10 protein-coding genes are annotated in these 21,046 nt (G+C 54.6%); all 10 read right to left on the reverse strand.

Translation table 11 applies throughout. The features are described 5' to 3' along the window. Nucleotides 1-6 precede the first annotated feature (6 nt). The 10 genes from J2I46_RS19775 to J2I46_RS19820 all read right to left on the reverse strand — a co-directional run bounded on the left by J2I46_RS19775 (nt 7) and on the right by J2I46_RS19820 (nt 21,042). The gene (locus tag J2I46_RS19775; protein ID WP_229379857.1) at nt 7-1,953 is read right to left on the reverse strand and encodes a glycoside hydrolase family 97 protein; all 1,947 of its coding nucleotides are present in this window, start codon (nt 1,951-1,953) and stop codon (nt 7-9) included. A gap of 1 nt (nt 1,954) precedes the next feature. Then, nucleotides 1,955-4,324: a heparinase II/III domain-containing protein gene (locus J2I46_RS19780; protein WP_207330784.1), complete on the reverse strand. Its 2,370-nt coding sequence runs from the start codon at nt 4,322-4,324 to the stop codon at nt 1,955-1,957. A 71-nt stretch (nt 4,325-4,395) separates the two neighbouring features. Next, complete coding sequence (locus J2I46_RS19785) at nt 4,396-5,544, reverse strand: glycoside hydrolase family 43 protein (protein WP_207330785.1); 1,149 nt, start codon at nt 5,542-5,544, stop codon at nt 4,396-4,398. 39 nt (nt 5,545-5,583) lie between these two features. Next, entirely contained in the window at nt 5,584-7,329 is a 1,746-nt protein-coding gene (locus tag J2I46_RS19790) for a family 43 glycosylhydrolase (RefSeq protein ID WP_207330786.1), read from the reverse strand. Nucleotides 7,330-7,340: 11 nt separating this feature from the next. After that, nucleotides 7,341-8,936, reverse strand: a complete 1,596-nt coding sequence (locus J2I46_RS19795) for an alpha/beta hydrolase family protein (RefSeq protein WP_207330787.1) — start codon at nt 8,934-8,936, stop codon at nt 7,341-7,343. Between the two features lie 259 nt (nt 8,937-9,195). After that, nucleotides 9,196-10,605: a glycosyl hydrolase family 28 protein gene (locus J2I46_RS19800; RefSeq protein ID WP_207330788.1), complete on the reverse strand. Its 1,410-nt coding sequence runs from the start codon at nt 10,603-10,605 to the stop codon at nt 9,196-9,198. Between the two features lie 11 nt (nt 10,606-10,616). Then, nucleotides 10,617-12,467, reverse strand: coding sequence for a glycoside hydrolase family 97 protein (locus J2I46_RS19805; protein ID WP_207330789.1), 1,851 nt, complete (start codon nt 12,465-12,467; stop codon nt 10,617-10,619). A 30-nt stretch (nt 12,468-12,497) separates the two neighbouring features. Then, the gene (locus tag J2I46_RS19810) at nt 12,498-14,429 is read right to left on the reverse strand and encodes a glycoside hydrolase family 127 protein (protein ID WP_207330790.1); all 1,932 of its coding nucleotides are present in this window, start codon (nt 14,427-14,429) and stop codon (nt 12,498-12,500) included. 217 nt (nt 14,430-14,646) lie between these two features. Continuing rightward, entirely contained in the window at nt 14,647-19,215 is a 4,569-nt protein-coding gene (locus tag J2I46_RS19815) for a cellulose binding domain-containing protein (RefSeq protein WP_207330791.1), read from the reverse strand. Nucleotides 19,216-19,326: 111 nt separating this feature from the next. Further along, entirely contained in the window at nt 19,327-21,042 is a 1,716-nt protein-coding gene (locus J2I46_RS19820) for a RagB/SusD family nutrient uptake outer membrane protein (RefSeq protein WP_207330792.1), read from the reverse strand. Between the last annotated feature and the right edge of the window lie 4 nt (nt 21,043-21,046).

Here is a 21,046-nt window from a genome sequence, read left to right on the forward strand (position 1 = left end):
GTTTAGTTACTTCACCGGGGTTAACCAAAGTGCCTGCCCACCACGCGGTAACAGCTTCATGTCTATCGCCTGCCCGCCTTTCACGGGTTTAGTCGACACACGTACCTGCGTTTTGGTCGTCACTGTCGGATCATCGGTGTAAAGATGCGCCACGTAGCTTTTTCCCTTCGGCAGAAAATCGAGTGGTAATGATAGTGTGCGGCCGTCGTTGTTGGTGATCGTGCCCACAAACCAGTCGTCTCCGCTCCGACGGGCAATGGTGACGTACTCGCCGATGGCGTCGTGAATCACTTTCGTGTCATCCCAGACGGTGGGCACCTTATCGAAGAACTCGATTTCGGGTTCGCCCTCGTACTGCGCCGGTTTGTCGTACCAGAACACGGATTGCAGCGGACTGTATGAAATGACGTTCATCGCCAGTTGGTGGGCATGGGTGTTTTTGAGCCGTTTGTCGTAGTAGCAGATCGTGTAGTCACCCGCCCCGGCCAGGTAACGGGTGAAAGGCAACACGGTGTTGTGGGTCGCATCGGGAAATTCCTCGTTGCCCCGAATGCCTTCCTGCGTCATCACATTAGGGTACGTCCGGCTGGTGCCCGTTGGCCGGTATTCGTCGTGAATGTTCACCATCAGCCCATTTTCCAGCGCTTTTCGTTTGGCTTCGGTGAGCCACGTCATCCAGCGGTGCGAGCCCACTTCCACAAAGCCGAACTTGACACCTTTTACCCCCCACTTTTTGTACAGCGGAAAAATGTCGTCCATCTGCTTGTACAGGGCCTGTAGGTTCACGTACAGAATCACGCCCACGTTTTTCGACTTACCGTAAGCAATTACCTGCGGCATATCGATGGGCGCTACCACCTGCCGGGCATCCGAATTAAAGGTAAACGCCGGCCCATACCATTTCCAGTCGAAGAGAATGTATTGCAGGTTGTGGGCAGCCGCAAAGTCGATGCACGACAGGGCACCCTGCGTGGTCAGCGTCACCTCCCGCATCATCTTACCCGGCCTGATCCAGTCGGTATTGGTGATCGTAGCGGGCGGGTTCAGGTTGAGCATGATATCGTTGTTTTCGAGCAACGTACCCAGCCGGTTAGCCACCATCACCACCCGCCAGGGTGTACCCACGTCCGACATCAGATCCACGCTTTCGTAGAGCGAGGTAACGACCGTGTTGGGTTTGTCGGGGGCGAGTTTGAACTTGGTCATGGCGTAGTCGGTCAGCTGCGCTTCGGCCAGCGAGGCATACAGGCCGTTGGGCAACGACAGCGTCAGCGGCCGTTCCGCGTCTTCGGGCCAGCGGTCCGTCGCACGGCCAGCCAACGGCAGCGCCTGATAGGCCCCCTGCGCCCAGGGTGTGTACCAGGCTTTAGTATCGGCGGGTAAGGTAAACTCACTATTTTCGGCCATGACGCGGTAATACAGGCCGTTGGGCTGCTCGGGGAAGAAATACCGAAACGCGATGCCCGAATCATAGGCCCGGAAAATAACGTGCAACGAGTAATCCGGCGCGTCGGGCTTCTGAAGCTGAATCTCCAGCTGGTTGTAGTGATCCCGAATCAGGCTGCGTTCGCCGTAAACCGGTTTCCAGGTCGTGTCTTTTGCCGTTTTGACTGTATTCCTGATCACCAGATTATCGCACCAGTTGGCGCCCAGCGTGCCGGGGGGCGTGGTCACTTTGTGGTCCATGGCGTGCTCGAACACATGATTGTCGATCTGCACCCCCAGCCCCGATGGCAGAATAACGGGCTTGCCTTCGAAGTTGACGCGGTAGGTCATCTGTTTGCGACCAGGACTAATCTCCTGCTGCGCGAATACCACCTCGAGCTTGCCATTCGGCGATTGCAAACGGATTTCGGGCGTTTGGGCCAGCGTGAGCTGTCGAGGCAACAGACAGCTGACACACATGCAAAGCAATAGGAACCGGCAGGTCATAGCAAATCGGATAGTAGGCATATTAGTTTGTTTCTTCTACGGTAATGACCAGCATCTTGCCTGCCTCGTAGGCGGGGGACATGGCTTTACCGTTTACGTTGAGTTTGTTTATTTTTTCGAATCCAAGCGTGGCCTCGATCAGCGGCTGTCCCTGGAGTTGTACGTCCAGTTGGTTTCCTATTCTGGCCGCGTGCAGGAACACTTTCGATAGCGAACTGAGCAGTGGCTTTTCCCCTTTACGCAGGTAACTGCCGTTGCCGACAAAAAAGGCTGTCAGCTTTGCGGGGTCCTGCCGGTCGGCACCCTCGGGAAAGGTGATGGCCGATAGGTACGCATCCGTCTCCCAACCCTGATCCTTCTCGCCAATGGTCAGGTTGGCATTTCGGTGCATCAGCCGACCGTCGGCCAGCAGGTTGATATATACCTCAGTCACCTGCCTGTTTTGCGTGATGCGCAGACCCAGATAGTTGGTCCCCTCAAATTTCTCGATGATCGGCAGATTACTCCGGCCGGCGGCCCCGCTCGCCCCCGACGAACCCGTTGCGGTCTGAATCGATTGGTTGGTTTCGTCCAGCAACAGGATAGCGTTGACCAGCTTGGTCCGGTCGGTCTTCTCGGGGGGCGACAGCACGTAATACGGAATCCTGACGTTCGTGGTGCGGTCCTGCAAGCCGTACTCGATGCGGTATCTAAGCTTTTCAGGGAAGTCGTGCGGGTAACCCAGCGGCAGCGTTTCGGGGTATAGCGGCCGGAACAGAATAGCCGCTTTGTCTTTGGTTATCTCCAGATCGGGTCCGCGCTTGACGGCGTTGCCGGCATAGTGCAACAGGAAATCGAACTGACCGCTCTCGTATGTTTTCAGATCGTCGATGATCAGAATCACGTTGCCGATCCAGAGCACGTTACGGTAGTTCCGCAGGAAGTGGCGCGACGTGGGACCCGTGGCATCGGCCAGCATATACTTCAGATTTCCTCCGTCGAGCAGGTTGTAGAGGTGACCGGGATTCTTCACGGCGTTATACTGATCGCGGGCATCCTGAGCTTCGCCGTTGAACATCACCACATTATGCGCCTGGCTCTTAACAAAGTAGCTGCTATATTCCGGGTTGCCATAGCCCACGTCGCCCCCATCAATAAGCAGGTTCTCGCCCTTGTGGTACAGCACAAATGACCCTGCATCGGCGTGGGCGTGATTCCAGGTGTAGCCACTTTTTATGCCCAGCAGCGTCGCATCGGGTTTCCAGGAAGATCGAAGCGTACCCCAGCCCATCGAGCTATACATAGCCGAAGGAGTCAATGACGGTGTCGCTGGTACTGGTTTGTTTTCGGGTTGGTACAACATGCCCATCGGCGTTCCAACGTTCAGGTCCTCCCGAAAAGGCGTCTTACCCGTTTGCTGAATGTACCAGTAGTAATCATCGTTACCCAACCCCAGGGCCATCATTAGCTTGGCCGGGCGTTCGCCATTGGCAAAATCGTTGCTATCGCCAAAATTCAGCGACAGCAGGGGCTTATGGTCACCGCGCGGGTAGGCCGTATGCATAAACCAGTCGACGGTCTTTTTCAGCAGGTTATCGTAGGACATTGTCAACGTACCCAGCGCATTGGTATAGGCCAGCCGAAACTGCAGGTATTCACTCACCCCATAATTGGCGTAGCTGACGCTCTCGTAAAAACCGCCTGTCGGGTCGAAGTTGGCCGGTTTGTTTTCCAGCACACTACCCGAAAAGGCAAACCACTGGCGGCTGGCCTGCATGATGTCGGCCGCCCACTGGCGGGAATGGGGCTGCTCATTCATCACCGCCAGCGAGGCAATACCCGCTTCGAACACGATAGCCGCCCACCAGTTGTGGCCCATGTTGTCGAGCGACTGAATACGCTTGTCTTTCGATAGCCAGTCACCCATCGACGGTTCGATGCCCAGCTTGACAATCTGGTCGGCGATGGTCCGGCGCTCGTCTTTGCTCAGGGCGTTGTAGATGGCATCGAACGTTACCGAAGCTGTCCAGTTGTTGTGGCTGGTACCCAGACCGGCGTTCCAGCGAGGCGTCCGGTCGTCCATCCCATCCCAGAAGGCCCGCCCCGTCAGGTCGTTAAGCAGCGTTTTGGCCCGGTCGGCGTAGCGGCCATCGCCGGTCATGGTATAGACCAGTGCCAGTTGTTCCATGTTGCCACCCTTTGGTTCCGACAGCCATGTATCGCACCGTTTCCTGATGGCGTTCCAACGATTGGCCAGCAGTGTATCGGTTTTTATGCGCTCTTTCAGCCGTTCGGTTCGTTGGGGGGTGTAGAACAGATAGGGGTGCGGTTTGGCGTTGACGGGCTGGGCCTGTCCGGCAAGGGTTGCGCAGACGGTACTGATCGACAGGAAAGCAAAAACTAAAATACGCATATGCAACAGAACGGTTAACTAAGGGAGGGGTAATGCGGCAGCCTGACGGGTATCGTCAACGCGGGCAGTGCCTAAAAATTCATGGATAGTTTGTACCGGTCAGCCAGCCCCTGGGCTTCTTTCCGGGTCAGGTGAATAACCGTTCCATGTTTGGGAGAGGCAAAATTGGTGGTTTTCATTACGCCTTCGTTAAAATGACCAAGGTCCCTGAAGTGAACAAAATCCGTAGTTTCACTAAAGCCGAAATTGTGCGGGCTGATGCCATAACAATCATACATCAACACCCATTTTTTCTCACCGATGCGTTTCCAGACGTTGGGTGCTTCGCAGGCTTTCGGCTCCGGGTCGTAAAACGTCTCGTCGTAGACGTACCCGGTGGTCAGTTTATTGGAGACAGCCTGTTTAATACCCGCTTTGCCATCGTGGGAAACGTAGAACAGATGGTAGTTGTCGCCCACTTTCGTAATGTCGCCGTCGATATATGATTTGTTATATTTCGGGTACTGAAACAAGAGCTTCGGCTCCGTGGCCAGCGCCGTAAACTCCGGGTTGAGGTACGCGTAATACAATTGACTCAGGCCGTTACCGAAACGGAGGGTAAAATACATCATCATTTTCCCGTTGGTCTGGTCGTAAATCAGTTCGGGAGCCCAGGCGCAGCCAATTTTATCCCATTCAGGAAAAGCTTTATCCACGCGCAGCAGCGTATGAGACCAGTTGGTGAGGTCTTTCGATTTCAGTAGCACGATACCCCGGTTGTTACCCCAGCCGTATTCCTTGCCATCCCGCTCCCACTGCGTCGACCGAAACCCGGCTTCTTTAGCGTAGATGTGGAGGTCGGTCATGGCCATGTAGAAGTACCCGTCGTTTCCCCGCATAATGTGCGGATCGCGGATACCTTTCTGCTCGCCCAGCGTATCGCCCGCCAGCACCGGTTTGCCCCCGTTGACATCGGTAAACGAATAGCCGTCTTTGCTCAGCGCCATGTGCAGGCTGTGAGTGTTGTCCTTGAAATACACCAGCAGGTAGACGGCCATATCCTTCTCCGACGGAACGGCGTGGGCTGGTTTGGGCTTTTTACGTCCGGTAGTTGCGGCCACATACCGGGGTGCTAAATTGGTTTCAGCCGCCGTGAGACGTACCCACCCTGACGACAGACACGTGGTCAGGCCAATGAACGTATACAGGAATAAGCGGCCGAGACGACGCAGAGAAAACATAACGGGAATGAATAAGAGAGTGATCTATATACCTGACTGTCAAGGAACTAATTGGGGTTTGGGTCCAGGCGTGACGCCCCGCCCGTTAAAGCTGTCAATGGTGAAATAATAGCTTTCATCCTTGTTGAGGCTACGAATTACCAGCGTGTTCTTCCCGACAACCTGGTAAGTATGGTGCAATTGATGTGGGGCCCTACCATATCGAACGTTATAGCCGGTACTGCCCGCACTTGCAGGCCAGGTCAGCGTGACAAGGCAGGGATCCGTTTTGTCGCGTACTACCGACAGTTCGCTTACCGGCGCGGGTAGTTTCTCCGAACTCTTACCGAATACCCGGAAATCGGAAAGAGCAAACTGACCGCTCGGGGTGTGCAGATTCATCACGCGCAGGTAGCGGGCCCGAACCGGCCTGGCAAACGTCAGGTAGTCGTGGGGTGCGTCCCGCTGATTGGTCGATTTATCAGCCAGCACTTTCCAGGTACGGTTATCATCCGAGTAGGCAAGCTTGTATCGGTAAGCAATGTCGGCGGTCCGCCCCAGCAAGGTAGCCCCTTCCTCAGCGAAATTGAGTTGTACGGCGTTGATCTGACACGGCTGCTGCAAGTCGATCTGCATCCATTCATTCGGTCCGCCGGTGGCCGCACTCCAGTACGTCCGAATATCTTCGTCGACTCCCTGCCGGGCGGGATGATTGGGCAGCGCCGACGACACCTGCACGGGTTTTCCGTACGACAGCAGCATCCAACCCGGGAAGAGTTCGGTGGCCGAGGTGATTTTTTTGCGCGGAATGATAAACGGGAAATCACCGAACTGGGTATTGGTATACGAGCTGCCAGCCGGGCCGAAAAAAGCGGGGAAAAGTCCCAGTCGTCGTTCCCAACGGTGTTTTACCGAGATGGACATAGTCGAGATCCGCCAGAAATTGCCGTACCGATCCTGAAACGTGCTGCTGTGACCAGCGCCCGCAATGAAGCCTTCGGGCCGGGCTGAGAAGGGGTTATTGGCCGCAAGTCTGAACGGCCCCATCGGTTTGTCTGATGTATACAGGCCATCTGAATAACTCTTGAACTCTGTTCCAGGACTGGCGTATTGCAGGTAATACGTACCCTTGTATTTGGTCATCCAGGCACCTTCCAGCCAGGGCTTTTCGGGGCGTTCGTTGTAGTCGCCGAAGCGTTCCCAGCCGTACGTTTTCGGATTCCCGGCAAACAAGCCCGTCGATTTACCCACTGGCATGAGCGTTTTTCGATCCAGTTCGACCACGTAGATCGGTTGCACATTGGAACAGCCGTAGTACAGGTACAGCCGGCCATCATCGTCCAGAAACAGGTCCGGGTCGGTCAGGGCGAATGGGAAGTCTGGATTGGCTACCGTCCACTTGCCGCTTTTGGGATCGGCACTTTTGTAGATTTTTCCGCCCGGCTTCGTCGTGGATGCCATGAAATAAATTGTATCCCCGACGGCTACCGCCGTTGGCGCGTAATCTTCCAGCGGCAGATCGTCGGTCTTGATCAAGTCCCAGTGGTTCAGATCCGTAGAGTGCCAGTAGCCGCCCGACCGGGACGCAAACAGGTAGTACTCGTTTTTAAAGGTGATGGCCGTTGGGTCAGCGGCCTCCCGGCGAGATGGGCCTTCGAGCGTAAAGCGATAATCCAGATTCATCGGATTACAGACCGTCGTAACGTTGCCTGGTGGTAACGTCTGCGCAGCACTGTGGCTGAATGAATTGAACACCCCGGCCGCCAGCAATGCGATCGATAAGTAGGACGTTAATCGATTGGTCATCTATTTATTCTTCAGCGTGACTGAATAAAAAACGTTTGTTCGACGGGCGCGGCCGACTGTATCCTGTCGCCAACGCTGGTGCCGTATTGCCAGGCCACTACCGTAACGGCTACAGGCCTGCGGCTTCGGGGAGGAATGGGCGTAAACACGAGCCGGTTTCCCTTCACAAGGGCTGGTCCCGCTTTAACGTAGTAATGCACCGGCAAACCAGCGCTCGACACCGCCCGGAGTTCAACCGACCTGGCTCCGGCCCGCTGGTCAGGTACGTTGGGAAACGTGAGGGTCTGTAGTTTACCTTCTTTCTTTTCTATCGGAAAGCGCAACTCAGCCTGTTGTACGATGCTCTTGTAGTCGGCGTCGCCGTCGTTGGCCGCCAGTAGCCAGATGTCGTTCGAACGTTTAGGGTTGTTGAACCCCATTCGGTAAAAGCTAAGCTGAAAGGTTGTATCGTTGAGCTTACGAACGGGCCCGCAGATTCGATCAATGCGAATGGGGGTGCGGGCGTGACTGGTCGTTGGCCGAACGCGGGAGGTATCGGTGAAGCTGCTGCTCAGGTGAAACGTGATCCCATCGGCGTCGGGTAAAAACGTCAGTTGGTAGTTGGCGTGGCCTTTCGTCGGTTTAAGAAACTGACCGTTCTGCCGGAAACCCAGGTACTGCGGCTTTTTCCCCCTTGCCCGACGATAAATAGCTTCGGCGGCTTCAGCCATCTCTTTGTCAAAGCACCAGGTGGCTACCTGCCTGTTGCCCTGGTAGTATCGGTACGGAGCCGGGCCTGCCGTCGGCACACTGTCTTTGCGCCATCGGTCCATCAGCCATCCTTTTTCTGGATCAATGGGTGCTAATACCACCGTATCGGTCTGTCCTGGTTGGCTGGGAAGCCGATACTGGGCTGCTTTTCGGATGTACAGGGCCAGATAACGAACCATGGCATCGGAGAAATCGAAGTGGCCGCGACCGGCATCGGCCAGCAGGCTGAACGGTGTCTTCGGATGTTTGTCGACGTAAGCAAAGGCCGGAGTCAGCCGGTCTTCCCACCATTCGTACTCACCCATCACCATCAGGCCCGGCACACCATCGATCGTGCGCTGTCGCCAATCGGGATTCGGGCGACCGCTGCCGGTAAGGGGTGTTTGTGGGGCGTCGCCGTGCACTGAGACAATGGCCAGCGTACGACCGGGGTTCCAGGCCGCAAAATTCCACGGATAGCTCGCCAGCGCGGAATGCCCAAGGGGTACAACGGGTGCAAAGGCCAGTTCCGAATAGCCCGAAACATCGGCCAGGTGGTTCATCATGGCCGTAAACTCGATACCCGCCCCTTTGCTGGCAGCGGTCGCATGCCAGTCGAACGTCTGGTTGATCATGGGCGTTACCCAGACGATGGCAAAGCCCAGATCGCGCATGGTGTTGCGAAAGTCGGGATGTTCAAAGATGCCCTCTTCCAGCATGTTGTGCTGCCCAACTACCACGCCCCGCACGTACCGGCAGTTGTCAGGAATCCACAAAAAGGCCTGCGGATGGTCTTTGGTCTCGGGCGATACCACAGGCTCAACGGGTGTAGACCACTGCCAGACCTGCGCGTGAGCAGTCCACGCAATGCAAAGCATCCCTAGTAACCAACTTATTCTGAGCGCACGGCTATTCATATGAAAATTTTCCCGGCGAGATCTTATCACATCTCCTATCAGGAAATAGACCGCAAGCGTATTGTCATACCCCTGTTTTATAACTCAGCATCAACAAAAAATGAGTTATAGACTTGCTTTCTATAACTCACGAGCATTGTCCGGGAAAGTAGCCTGCCGCCATTGCCCACGCAGTTCACGAGACCTGGCAAAGCGGTTCGGCCACAAAAAAGGGCTGCACTCAGTCAGGCTTGAACAGAATTTTTTGCGTGAACGCACCGATCTGAAGCACATTGGACTGGGTCTTATGAAGAAGTTTGCCATTGATGCGTACATTCTCGAACGTTACGCCGCGTACCATCCCCTGTTCGCTGAGCCCTTCGATAATCGACGGGTTAGCCATTGATCCCGAATGACTTATGTTCCGAAACGTGATAGTCTCAATGTTCCGTCCGGGGCCGGTATTGTACTTCTTGTTGTATAACACGCGGAGGCTTATCAGTTTTCCCTCTTCAAAATCGTCGACCCGAATGTTCTCGTAGGTCACGTTGCGGATCAGGTTCAGATCTCCGCAGCTAATGGCTAGGCAGCCCTGGTAATCGGGGTCATCTTCATCGTGTTCAAGTATATCGAGATTACTGAATGTGATATTCTCCAGCGTATCGCCAACGGATCGGGTATCGCCGTGCAGACCCAGGTTGGTCGGGTGCGCTACATCGGCCCAGAGCGTTGAATTTTTAACCACGATATTGCGGGAACCGCCATAATAATCCCAGCGATGCCCATACAGGGCAATGCAATCGTCGGAATTACGCATGAACACATCGTCGACCAGCACATCCGAGCAACTCATCAGATCGATGCCATCGCTCCAGCCCTTGCAGCTGAACGACTTCAGATTTCGAATCGTAATGTTCGTCGACCGGCCACCATATACTGTGTAATGCTGCGGATTCCTGACGATGATGCCGTCGACCAGCACATGCTCGGAATGGGTTATTTCAATGCCTCGTTGCGGCTGGTCAATAATGCCGCGCCCGATGATCCGTACGTTTTTGACCTTGTCGCAAACGAGTTTTCCCCGGATAACCGCTCCGCCGTCGATGTACACCGTTTTATTGCTGGGAATTCTAAACACATCACCCGGCTTGTCGTCTGGTGTATGAATCCCCGGCCCGAAGTAGATGACGTCAGGATCGTTCGGGTCGGGGATTTCGGTTTCGAGCGGGTTGGCGAACAGGTGCAGATTCTGAAGCTTATCGCCGTTGAACTCGATGGATAGTTTGCGAGGCTGCGTAAGGGTGAAATACAGCGTGTTGCCCTCCTGCTTCGATTGAATCTGGTACGACAACGGGCGGATTTGGGCGGTCTGAACGAGGCCGTTGTTTTTGCGCACAGCAACTTCCACCGTACCCGAAAAGTCGAAGAACACCATGGAGGCATCCCGCACTTTATCCAGGTCTACCTGCACGTTATACTCGAAAAGGTCCCGCCATGGCTCCCCCGGCTTACGTACCCGCACCGTGTAGTCGTCATTATGCTGACTATACAATACTCCTGCTGGTACGGGATAAATGACAAGCTGCTGGGCGCAGAGTTGAACCGATAGTAGCCAAAACAGCAGTCCAATTCCCAAGTGTATACGAATCATTCGTCGTGGTTTTATTGCTTCTGGTCAAGAATTAAGGCCTGTCCGCCTTTGGCTTTCAGGCTGATCGGTAACGTATCGCCTGGCCCGACCTCGGCCACTCGCTTCTGAATGCCCCCTGTCCCGTCGTCCTCGTAGCTAGTTGCCTGGTAGCGTTTTCCGGGGGCGAGAAACGAAAGCGGCAGGGTGCCTGACCAGTCCATCAGGCCCGCTGCTGAACCCACGTACCAGGTGGTACCCTGCCGGCGCGCCACGCTGATGAACGTACCTGGTTCGCCCGCCAGATAGTGGCTTTCATTCCAGACGGTGGGTACTCGTTTGAAGAATTCGATCTCCCCTTCGTCGTTATAATCCGTGGGATTACCATACCAGAAAATAGCCTGTAAGGGGCTGAAATACACCACCGACAGCGCCAGCTGCTGCCCTTTGCTTACCTGCAACTTGCTCTTATACAGATTGTCGGTGAAATACCGGTTCGTGTTGGGGTAGCAGAACGTATAGTCGGCAGCCCCAGCCAGAAAGCGGGTGAATGGCAGCATCGTGTTGTGAAAGGCATCGGGGTTATTCTCGTTGCCCCGGACGCCTTCCTGGGTCAGTAGGTTGGGGTACGTTCGGCTCAGCCCCGTGGGTTTGTAATTGTCGTGAATATCCAGGATGAAACCATGGTCGTACACCTTTTTGATGGCCGGGACCAGCCAGCTAATGCCTTCCTGCGTCAGCCCGTCAACGAAGCCAAACTTCAGGCCCGCAACGCCCCATTGTTTATATAGGGGTAACAGCTCGTCCAGTCGCGCCCGCAGCGCCACCCGGTTGACATACAGGATCACCCCGATATTTTTTGCTTTTCCGTATTGAATCACCGTGGGCAGGTCGATGGCCGGAATGACCTGTGTAGGGTCGGAGGTGGTGCGGAACTCCGCCCCGTACCAACCCGCATCGAACAGGATGTACTGGAAATTATGCGTGGCTGCGAAATCAATGCAGTTCAACCCGCCCTGCGTAGTCAACGACGAGCGAATCAGTTTACCGGGCTTCACCCAGTCCGGTATGGGCTGCGACGAAGGTGGGCAAAGCCGCAGGGGCAGGTCGCTGAAGGCGTGTAGCCCAATTGCCGATGTAGCCACGCTGACGGTGCGCCAGGGGGTTTGAAAGGTCTCTTTCGTCAAAACCGAGTTTTTCCTGAAGCTTACTGCCAGGGTGTTCGGTGGTGCGCCTTTGCTTAATACAGCTTTGGTATAGCTGGTGTTGTCTGCTTCGCCAATTGACAGAAACAAACGGCCATTGGTCAGCGTAGCCGGGAAATCGCAGGTTTTTTGCAGGTCTGCAAGGGCCGTTGGTGTGAATACGGTTTCTTCATTGTACTGGTAGATCGTGTGCGCGTCAGGTAGTACAAACGTTGTAAGTTCCTGCCGCACTTTCCCGAAATCGGTTCCAGCCTGTTTGGGCAGGACATACCTGAACGCCACACTGCCGTTAAATACCCGCGCAACGAGTTGGTAGGTTACTGACCCGGACAAACAGTCGAGCGTTAGCTCTGTGTAGTTGTTGTGAATCACGTCGTTTTCGCCTAGCCGCCAAGCGAACGATTCGGTGTGCTTCATCACCCGCTGCTTTTTAACGACGGTGTTCGGCCCGACGGCAACGCTGTTAAGCTCAACCCCCAGTGCCGACCAGGTCAATACGGGTTCATCGGCGAACCATACCCGGTAGACAAGCGCCTTGTGATCATCGATGGTGACCTCAATACGGGTGGTTTTATCAGGCGAAGAAGCCTGATAGCTTTTGGGTGTAGGTGCGGCAAGACCAGCCGATGACAGAAGCCACCAGCCAATCAACCAGCCAAACAATGCAGACCTGCCAGGCATACGTTCTTGAGTAAAATGAGTAAAGACGGTTTATTTCAGGTCCCAGTAAACGACATACCGTTGCCGGTGAGTCTGGTAATAGGGCACCAGGTCAACGGGTTTGCCTCCCGGCATAGCTACTGTTCGGAACGTCAGTGGCTTTCCGGAAACGGACTTTACCCAGTCTGTAACAGGTTTGCCACCCGTGGCCAGTGTATGAACAATTGAGTCGGGAATAGCGTAGTCGTAACCGTAATACTGGTATGGGTCGGCAGGATCATGAAACGGGGCCGTTCCTTTCAGGTTGTCCGTTCCTAATTGCCCCGCCAGCACAACTGGTCCGTAGGCAATAGCGGCTACGCTGGGGTCATCATTGGTGGGTACCAGCCGGAGGGTCATCGGATAGGTTAGCTCGATTTGATCGCCCGCTTTCCAGGTACGTTCAACGGTGATATAACTCCCTGGCGACTGGTTGACGGGCATCGTTTTTCCGTTCACCTTCAGCATAACACCTGCCGTTGCCCAGGCCGGATACCGCAGGTAAACCGGCATCTGTACCGGCGTTTTTGTCTGCACCGTCAGGCGAGTGGTTGTCTCTTCGGGGTAGTTTGTTTCCTGCACGAGGGTGACGCCTCTCTGCTTCCAGCTCACTTCCGAAGGAATGAACAGATTGACGTAGATGCCTCTGTCATCGTGGTAATAAATCGCTTCGCCGTATTTCGACTGGCTTTCAAAACCCGAACCCACGCAGCACCAGAAGGATTGATCGGGCGTACTGTAGAGCCGGTAGGCACCCGCTTTCATGGGCGTGAAGTAACAGACCATGCCTGATTCGGGATCCTGCTGACCCAGGATGTGGTTATACAGCGCCTGTTCGTAATAACCCGCATACCTCTCGTCGGCCGACCACGTGAACAGATGCCGGGTCAGCTTAAGCATGTTATAGGTATTGCAGGTTTCGCTCGTGTTCCCCGTCAGATGTTTGGCGAGTTGGTCTGGCTCGAAGAAATGTTCTTTGTCGCTGTTGCCCCCGTGCGCGTACGTATGATGCTGCACAACCGTTTTCCAGAAGAACAGGGCGGCGGTTTTGGCTTTCTCGTTACCCGTCAGCTCATAATCACGCGCTTCGCCTACCAGCTTGGGAATAAATGTATTGGCATGCGCCTTGTTGAGGTTATCCTGCCCATTTTCGAGCGGTTCCAGGGCCGCTTTATGGTAGAAAAACTGCGCCAGTTTCAGGTGTTCCGGATTAGCTGTTACGGCATACAGATTGAAAAAGGCATCGTTCATACCGCCAAATTCATTCCGAAGCATTTTCTGGCGTTGCTCAGACGTAAGCGGAGACAGTTTCTTGCTGGCCCACGACGCCATGTTTGTGGCGATGTCGAGCGCCTGCCGGTTGCCCGCGTAGGTATACTGATCAGTTAAACCAGCGAAGAGTTTATGCAGGGTGTACCAGGGTGCCCAGACGGCCGTTCCAGCAATGTTGCGGTCGATATAGTGTTGTGGATAGGCACTCAGATAGCCATCCTGGTTCAGGACCCGCTGCACATCGGCCAACGCCGTTACCAGGCTATCGCCTTTTTTACGAAAGACGTCACGACCCGTAGAAGCATATTGAAGAGCTAGCCCCGACATGATGTGGCCGATGCTGTGGCCGCGAAGTTCCATATCCAGCCCTTCCCAGCCACCCAGTGGCCTGGGCATTTTGGTCGGGCTGCCCGGTTTGGGTGTATTCATGCCCGCATTTATCCGAAAGCTGTGCACCAACCGGTCGACAGGTAAAGACAACAACCACTTTCCTTCGCGCTCAATGTTATCGCGGAACAGGCCGTGCGTAATCCGGATATCCTGCAGATCGAAGCTCTGTGCTTTGATGGGTACGTTCACCGGCACCTTCATCTTATCGGCTGACTGGCCGGGGTATTGCGCCAGTCCCAGAACCGACTGGCCAACCAAACAAATGGAGAGGAGGCCACGCATAAGGCTGTCGGTTCGGGGTATGCGGAGGTTTTTCGTCATAAAAAGGCTTAGGCATGCACTAAACGGCCTCTATCCTGAAATAGACCACGTCTGGTTGCGCATACCCTTTTCAGAGGGCTTAAAAAGCCGGGAAGATATCTCGTGTGTGTTCCCTTTAACGGCAAGAGGAAGCCGTACGGCCTCCTCTTGTTTGTCAAGCCAAACACAGCAGCTGGCGCTACGGCTTAATTAGCTTAATCGTTGCCCGTTCAGCGTTGGTAGCTGCCTGAAGCAGATAGATACCCGGCTGACGGCTCATCGGGATAACCTGCTGCTGCCCCGGAATAATGGACTCAATCTGTTGCTCGAACAGCGCATGGCCCGCTATGTCCGTCAGCGTCAGTTTGAGGGGCTGGCCGGTAGCTCCCCGAATTTCGACGATGGCCTGATCGTTCGCCACTGGGTTGCCCAGCACGGTGAGGATAAGCGGGTTATCCGTATTTTTCGCAGCTATACGCGCACCCGGAGCAGGCTCCTGACCCCATACCCGTTCGCTCGACACATACACAACCATACGATTATTCTGGCTGCGATCCTGAGGCTGTTCCTGGTAGGAGTGGTCATTTGTCTGGTTGAAACGCCCGCCGTCCGGTTTGCTGATGCGGTAGCGGATCGCGCCCGTACTGGCCCCGGGTACCAGCTGCCCTCCCTGGTTAAAGCTCAGTTCCAGGTACGTATCTGCGTTCGCCAGAGCCGGATTGATTTTTACCAATTGCGTAGTCACATTACCCGCATCAACCTCTGTTAACAGCCGCTCTGACCCATCAGACGTGAAGTAGTAACGCGCCTTCAACTCACTGTAGTTGACAGGTACGTTGCCTTCATTACGGATTTCCAGGTATGTATTGATCTGGGTGGCCGATGGACCGTTTTTACTTTCGGTGAGCGCCCGTACAGCGCGTACTTGGGTAGTCGAGCCTGGTTCCACGCCAGCTACCAGCACGCCATCGTAGTACGCGGTGATGCGCAGGTTACTCACCAGCTGATCCCGAACGGGGGCGTAGGAATAGTCGTCGGGTTCATACAGGGAGCTGTAGTCGCTTTTAGCCAGGTACGTCTGAATAGGGCCTGAGTTTGCCCCAGCCGCAAGGTTACCGGCTCCTTCCGTGAAGCTGTATTCGACGTAGCCCTGGGCCCCCAGCTGGGCAGGGGTCAACGGCACGTAGCGTAACCGAACCTGCTGATTACCCAGCTGAGCGTAGTTAATAACCAGATTCCCCAGGGTAGCGGCGTTTTCTACCGTGACATAGTAGCGCAGGGTGAGCCTCGAAAGTGCCAGGGCGTTGCCTCCCTGGTTTTGAATATGAATGAGCGGCTGAATGGCGTTATTGTCGGCGTAGTTATCCACGTCCCGGTGCAGTATCGTCAGGTTGATTCGGGTCGTAACTGTCAGGAGCTGACTTACCGGAGTCGCCGGTTCCACGTTGGCATCGCCCGCCTGAGATGCCGTGATCACTGACGTTCCTTCGCCCACCATCTGCACCTTCCCGTTTACGATCGTGGCTACAGCCGTGTTTGAACTGGTGTAACTGACGGATAAACCCGATGTGGCCGTTGCACCCGGATCAACATCAGCGTCACCTACCTGCTTAGCTGCCAGACTATTGAATAGGATAGTCTGGGTACGTTTTGCAACAGTAAGCGCAACGTCGTTGCCAGTCCCTCCCTGGTAGGTTAGCTGAAAGCGGATAGAACCAACAGTGAGGATACTCCCCTCAGCCAGGCCCGCAAAGGTTCCTGAAACGGGCGTATTCGACGTGTTATCGATGATCACGTAGCTGGTACCGACTGGCAGGCTGCCAGCGTTTCCGAGGTCACTGATCATGAGGCTGGCTCCTTCGAGGGACACTCCGTTGGCCACGATTTTGTCCATCGTATTGTTACTGCTAGTCAACTCCAGTTGGTACGTTGCCCCGGAGGCCAACAGTAACGGAGCCGATGTGGTGAACATACCTACTGAGATGCCGGGTGTTATAAAGGCACCGCTGCCAATTGTAACTGAACCACTTGTGCGACCAGCCCCCGCCAACGTTCCACCTGTTACGGAAACAGGACTGGCCAATGATCCGTTGACAACCAACGTGCCGCTGTTGACGGTAGTGGCTCCCTGGTATTCGTTCGCGCCTGTTAGCACCAATTTGCCGCTGTTGACGGTCACTGACGAATAAAAGGGTGTACCACCAATGGTTGTCGTTCCGTTTTTGATCGATCCCGTGATGGTTTGTGTACCGGTGCCGACTTTTTCCAGATTGACCCGCCCCTTATCTACCGCATCGGCTGTGGGTCCAGAACCAATCGTACCATCAAACGTACCGTCTTGATTGTCAACACCAACCGCCAGGATTGACGCTCCATTCGTGAGATTACTGCGCGACATGATGTACGCATCGGAGGTGCCATCGAGTGCGCCAATGGTTTGTTTGTTGGCATACAGGTTGGCCCCGTTGTAGACCAGTACGGCAGTCGCATCGGTTCCCATCGTCAGCCGAGTGGGTGGCAGCAGCACGTTGTTGGCATCGGTCAGGCTGTTGGTCGTGTTGTGCAGTTCAATGGTACCCTGCACCAGATTGATGCCGCCCTGCAAACCACTCCAGTCCATGGCTGCCTGTATTCGCAGACCTGCATACGAACCGCTTCCTCCGTAAACTGGAGTCGTAATTCTCAGCCCCTGCGTGCCGGCAATTTTTAATGGGACCCGCGAATTATTGTTGGCATTTCCCATGAACAGCTTCCGGGCACCCGTGTTGATCATGTTTATCGCGGGCATGCCCGACAACGTTTGAAACGTCAACGTACCCCCGTTTTGGCCACTGGCCAGCGTTAGTTCCGAGGTACCGTTGGCAGCATAGGTCAACGTACCTACAGTGATGTTGCCATCCAGGGTTACCCCGCCGATGTTTGAGAAGTTGGTCCCCCCAAAAGTGGCGTTGGCTTGAGCGCCGCCCGGCACGACCGAGTTGGTCCAGTTAGTGGCCGTCGACCATTTCATAAACCGGTTGCCCGTTCCGTTGGCGATGGTTGTGGTGGCTACGACGGCTGGCCCACCCGGGCGCAGCGAAAGCTGAATGGTGGCCCCGTTGACGGCAACAACCGAGTAGTTGGTATTGGTGGTGAAGCCTCCGGGAACGGTTCCGGTCAGCCGAACCAGATCACCTACCACAAACGGTTGACCCGGCCAGTTCAGATCGGCGCTGCCAGCGATTGATGCGATTGTGGTCGTGGTGATGCCCGTTGCATTGCTCCAGGTGCCATCGGTAACTCCCGGAATCTGATTCACTGTCAACGTCCGGTACACGACCGGAGCCAGGTTGTATTGATTATCGCCCATTTGCTGGGCCGTAATCGTTGTTGTACCGGGCTTCGACACGTGGATTGTGCCATCTGCATTGATCGAGGCAACAGTTGGGTTCAAACTCGCATACACAACGGGTAACCCTGAACTGGCCGTTGCACCCGGAGAAAAATCGGCGGCTCCAAAATCCTTGTTTGGAATTGCCGGAAACGTAATCGTCTGGTTACTGGGCTTTAATGGTTCATCCAGCGAAAAAGTCAACGTTCCAAACCCTAACTGATCATATCCCCCACTATTTGGACCGAAGTTACCTCCGCCCCCTTCCGGACGTACAAGCTGCGCAAAACGAGCCGAGTAAGGAGCGGATAACCCTTTCCGATTTACATAGTGATTGTAGACCATTTCCCAGACGGGCCGAAGATTTCCGCGCTGATCTTCCGATACGATCGTCTGCACAACACCAATGCAGTTTCTGTAAGTAGTGTATGGCACCTCATAACCCAGGTTATACTTGGCGATATATTCGAAGCCTTTCAGCATCCGGTTGTCGTCGTATCCGTAGAGGTCGTCACCCTGACTCCAGGCCATCTCACAGAATGATCCGGCCAGCGCTACGCCCAGCACCGTATGCCCCTGATCGCGGCCGCTTTCCTGCCATTGGCCCAGCTCGCCGTACACAAAAGGGACAACGTTTCTGATTGACCCCGTTCCTGCTCCATTTTTGAAATACTCGATGGCCTCATTGTAAATGTCCCGACGGTCACACAGGACACCAATACTGAGTATGGACGCCATGTTGCATAGATCCCAGTTGGCGTAGTAATTGCTGATACAGGCCCCGTTGTGATTAACCAGGAAATCGTGGTTTATCGGGTACCATACGGTCAGCATCCAGTTCTGAAACCGGGTGAAATCGGCCGGTATCCAACCGCTGTAAGAGCGCATGATTTCGGCAGCATTGGCCAGTTGATACCCCTGAATACCAGCCAGCAGGAATCGGTCGGCCGTACCGCTGATGGTTGTCATACCGGCCGACCAGGCGTTCAGGATGGCAATAGACTTCTCGGCATAGGCATCATCACCCGAAATTTTCCAGCGAAGTGCTGTCTGGTAAGCCGAGGCGGCATCCCGGAAGAGGGACGCATAATTTTCGGGATTTGTTCCGTTGAAACCCCGATAGATGGTCGCTGGAATGGGACTGGTAAAGGCGCGTGTCAGGGAAGCATGCGAATTGGCCGTCAGTACGTCCCAACCCGCTTTCCAGGGCTGAGCGCCAGCGTTTACTTTACTTTTCATTCGGTCGAAGTCGGCCTGCTTATGCAATAACCCCGGGTGAACGAACGACTGCGCTTTCAGCGAACAGGCGACAGACAACAATAGTAAGATGAAGCAGGCAGCTTGCCAACGGGCAATAGTGCCCTTACCCCAGCTCGTGGAGAAGAAACGTTGATTCATAGTTGATTTAGGAAAAGATGAGTTGAGGTAAAATCAAGGAAATGGCCACTCAGTGTAGATCAAACGTGTCTGAGTGGCCATCTGATAGCTACATAAGAAGAGGTCAGTTACTTACCAGCCTGGATTCTGGGTAAGCTGTGGGTTCAGCTGTATCTGTTGTGAGGGTATGGGCAGCAGGTAGTTTTTCTCGCTAAAGCTGCGAACGGCATCTATAATAATAACCCCATCGGCATCTTTGGGGGTCGATGCACCCTGCGGATATGTGGTTACGTACTCCGTGCCCGTCCACTTAACGCCCAGTAACGGTTTGCCCAACAGTTCAACCGCGTTGTGCCACCGCTTCACGTCGTCGGTTCGGAAGCCCTCCGAGAAGAACTCAATCGTGCGCTCCCGGCGAATCTCCGTCCGCATATCCAGCCCATTCGCTTGTACAAACTGGTTGCTCAGCTTCGGCATTGTTTTATTGATCCGCAGGCGGGTCAGGTTCAGCGATTTGTCAAGGTCGGCGTCGCTGATGGTTCCGTTTCGTTCAAAAAGGGCTTCGGCGTAGATAAGCAATACCTCAGCGTAGCGTATGACCGGGTAGTCGTAACTCTCTTCGTTGTCCAGCACCTGCCGCTCCGCCACCCATTTGAGCGCACCATACGTAAAGTTGGCTCCATAAATAGGCTTCAGGGCGTTGGCCATATCTGCTGGTCCACCCACCCAATCAACCCGATAGTTAGCGTTTCCCTGCCAATAAGGGGCTCCCGGCAACCCCATTGTGTACCGCATCCGGTTTTCGCGGTTCTGAAACTCAGAATTTACCTTGGCGTATCCCTGGAAGAGAGGCGATTTCTCAATTGGCAGGCCATCTTTAGCCAGGTACAAATTCGCAAACGTACGGGTCGGACCACCGGGGCCGGTACGTGATATGTTCACCCGAGCCTGGCGCAGTGTCTGATCATAGCGGTTGGCCAGAATGTACTCATTGTTGGCCGACTTTTGAAGGCTGGCTGGATTCGATTTCTGGTTTTCCAGAATGAACATATACTTCTGGGCCGAATCGCCTAAGACAGCCGGCGCGAACAGGCTATACTGGGCACCGGCGATAACGGCTCCGCTCGATGCAATGGCCATGTCCAGCAACGTGTTGGCCCGTGCTCCATTGTTACGAAACTTCTGCCAGGTTCCTTCGTATAACGTTACCCGCGATAAAAAGGCCCGCGCCGTCTCTTTGTTGATCCGACCCAGCTCAGCCGACGTCTGACCCGTTTTGGCTGGTAGAACTGCGATGGCATCGTTTAGGTCCTGGATGATGAAATCCGCCACTTCATCCCGGGTGTTGCGGGGAGCCTTTAACTCAGGCGAATCCAGCGCCAAAAGTTTATTGATAATAGGCACGCCACCGTAGAGTTGCAACAGCTCGAAATATACATACGCCCGAAAAAATTTAGCTTCGCCTACGTACTTGGCGATATCGGCCGGTGTTTGATAGGTAGCCGCTTTATCCAGCAGGTAATTGATAATCCGGATGCGCGTGTAATTATTGTTCCAGTTACCATCGGTCGTAGGAATGGTATTGGTACCCCGGCTGAAGGCATTTTGCCCGACGACAATATCCGAACGACCATCAGAATGGGGATTGTCGAAAATGACGTCACTGAAGGTGCGCAGGTACGTGTAATACTGATTGGCGGCCAGCATGAAATCATTGGGCGTTTTCCAGTAGGAGGCATCCGAAAGTCTATCCAGCGGATCTAGTTCCAGCACGTTGTTACAGCCAGACTGGGTCAGCGAAAGCACGCAGGCCAACGTTATCGTATAAAGAATTCGTATCGGTTTCATTCGT

The sequence above is a fragment of the Fibrella forsythiae genome, assembly GCF_017353175.1.
In the GTDB taxonomy this organism is placed as follows: Bacteria; Bacteroidota; Bacteroidia; order Cytophagales; family Spirosomataceae; genus Fibrella; species Fibrella forsythiae.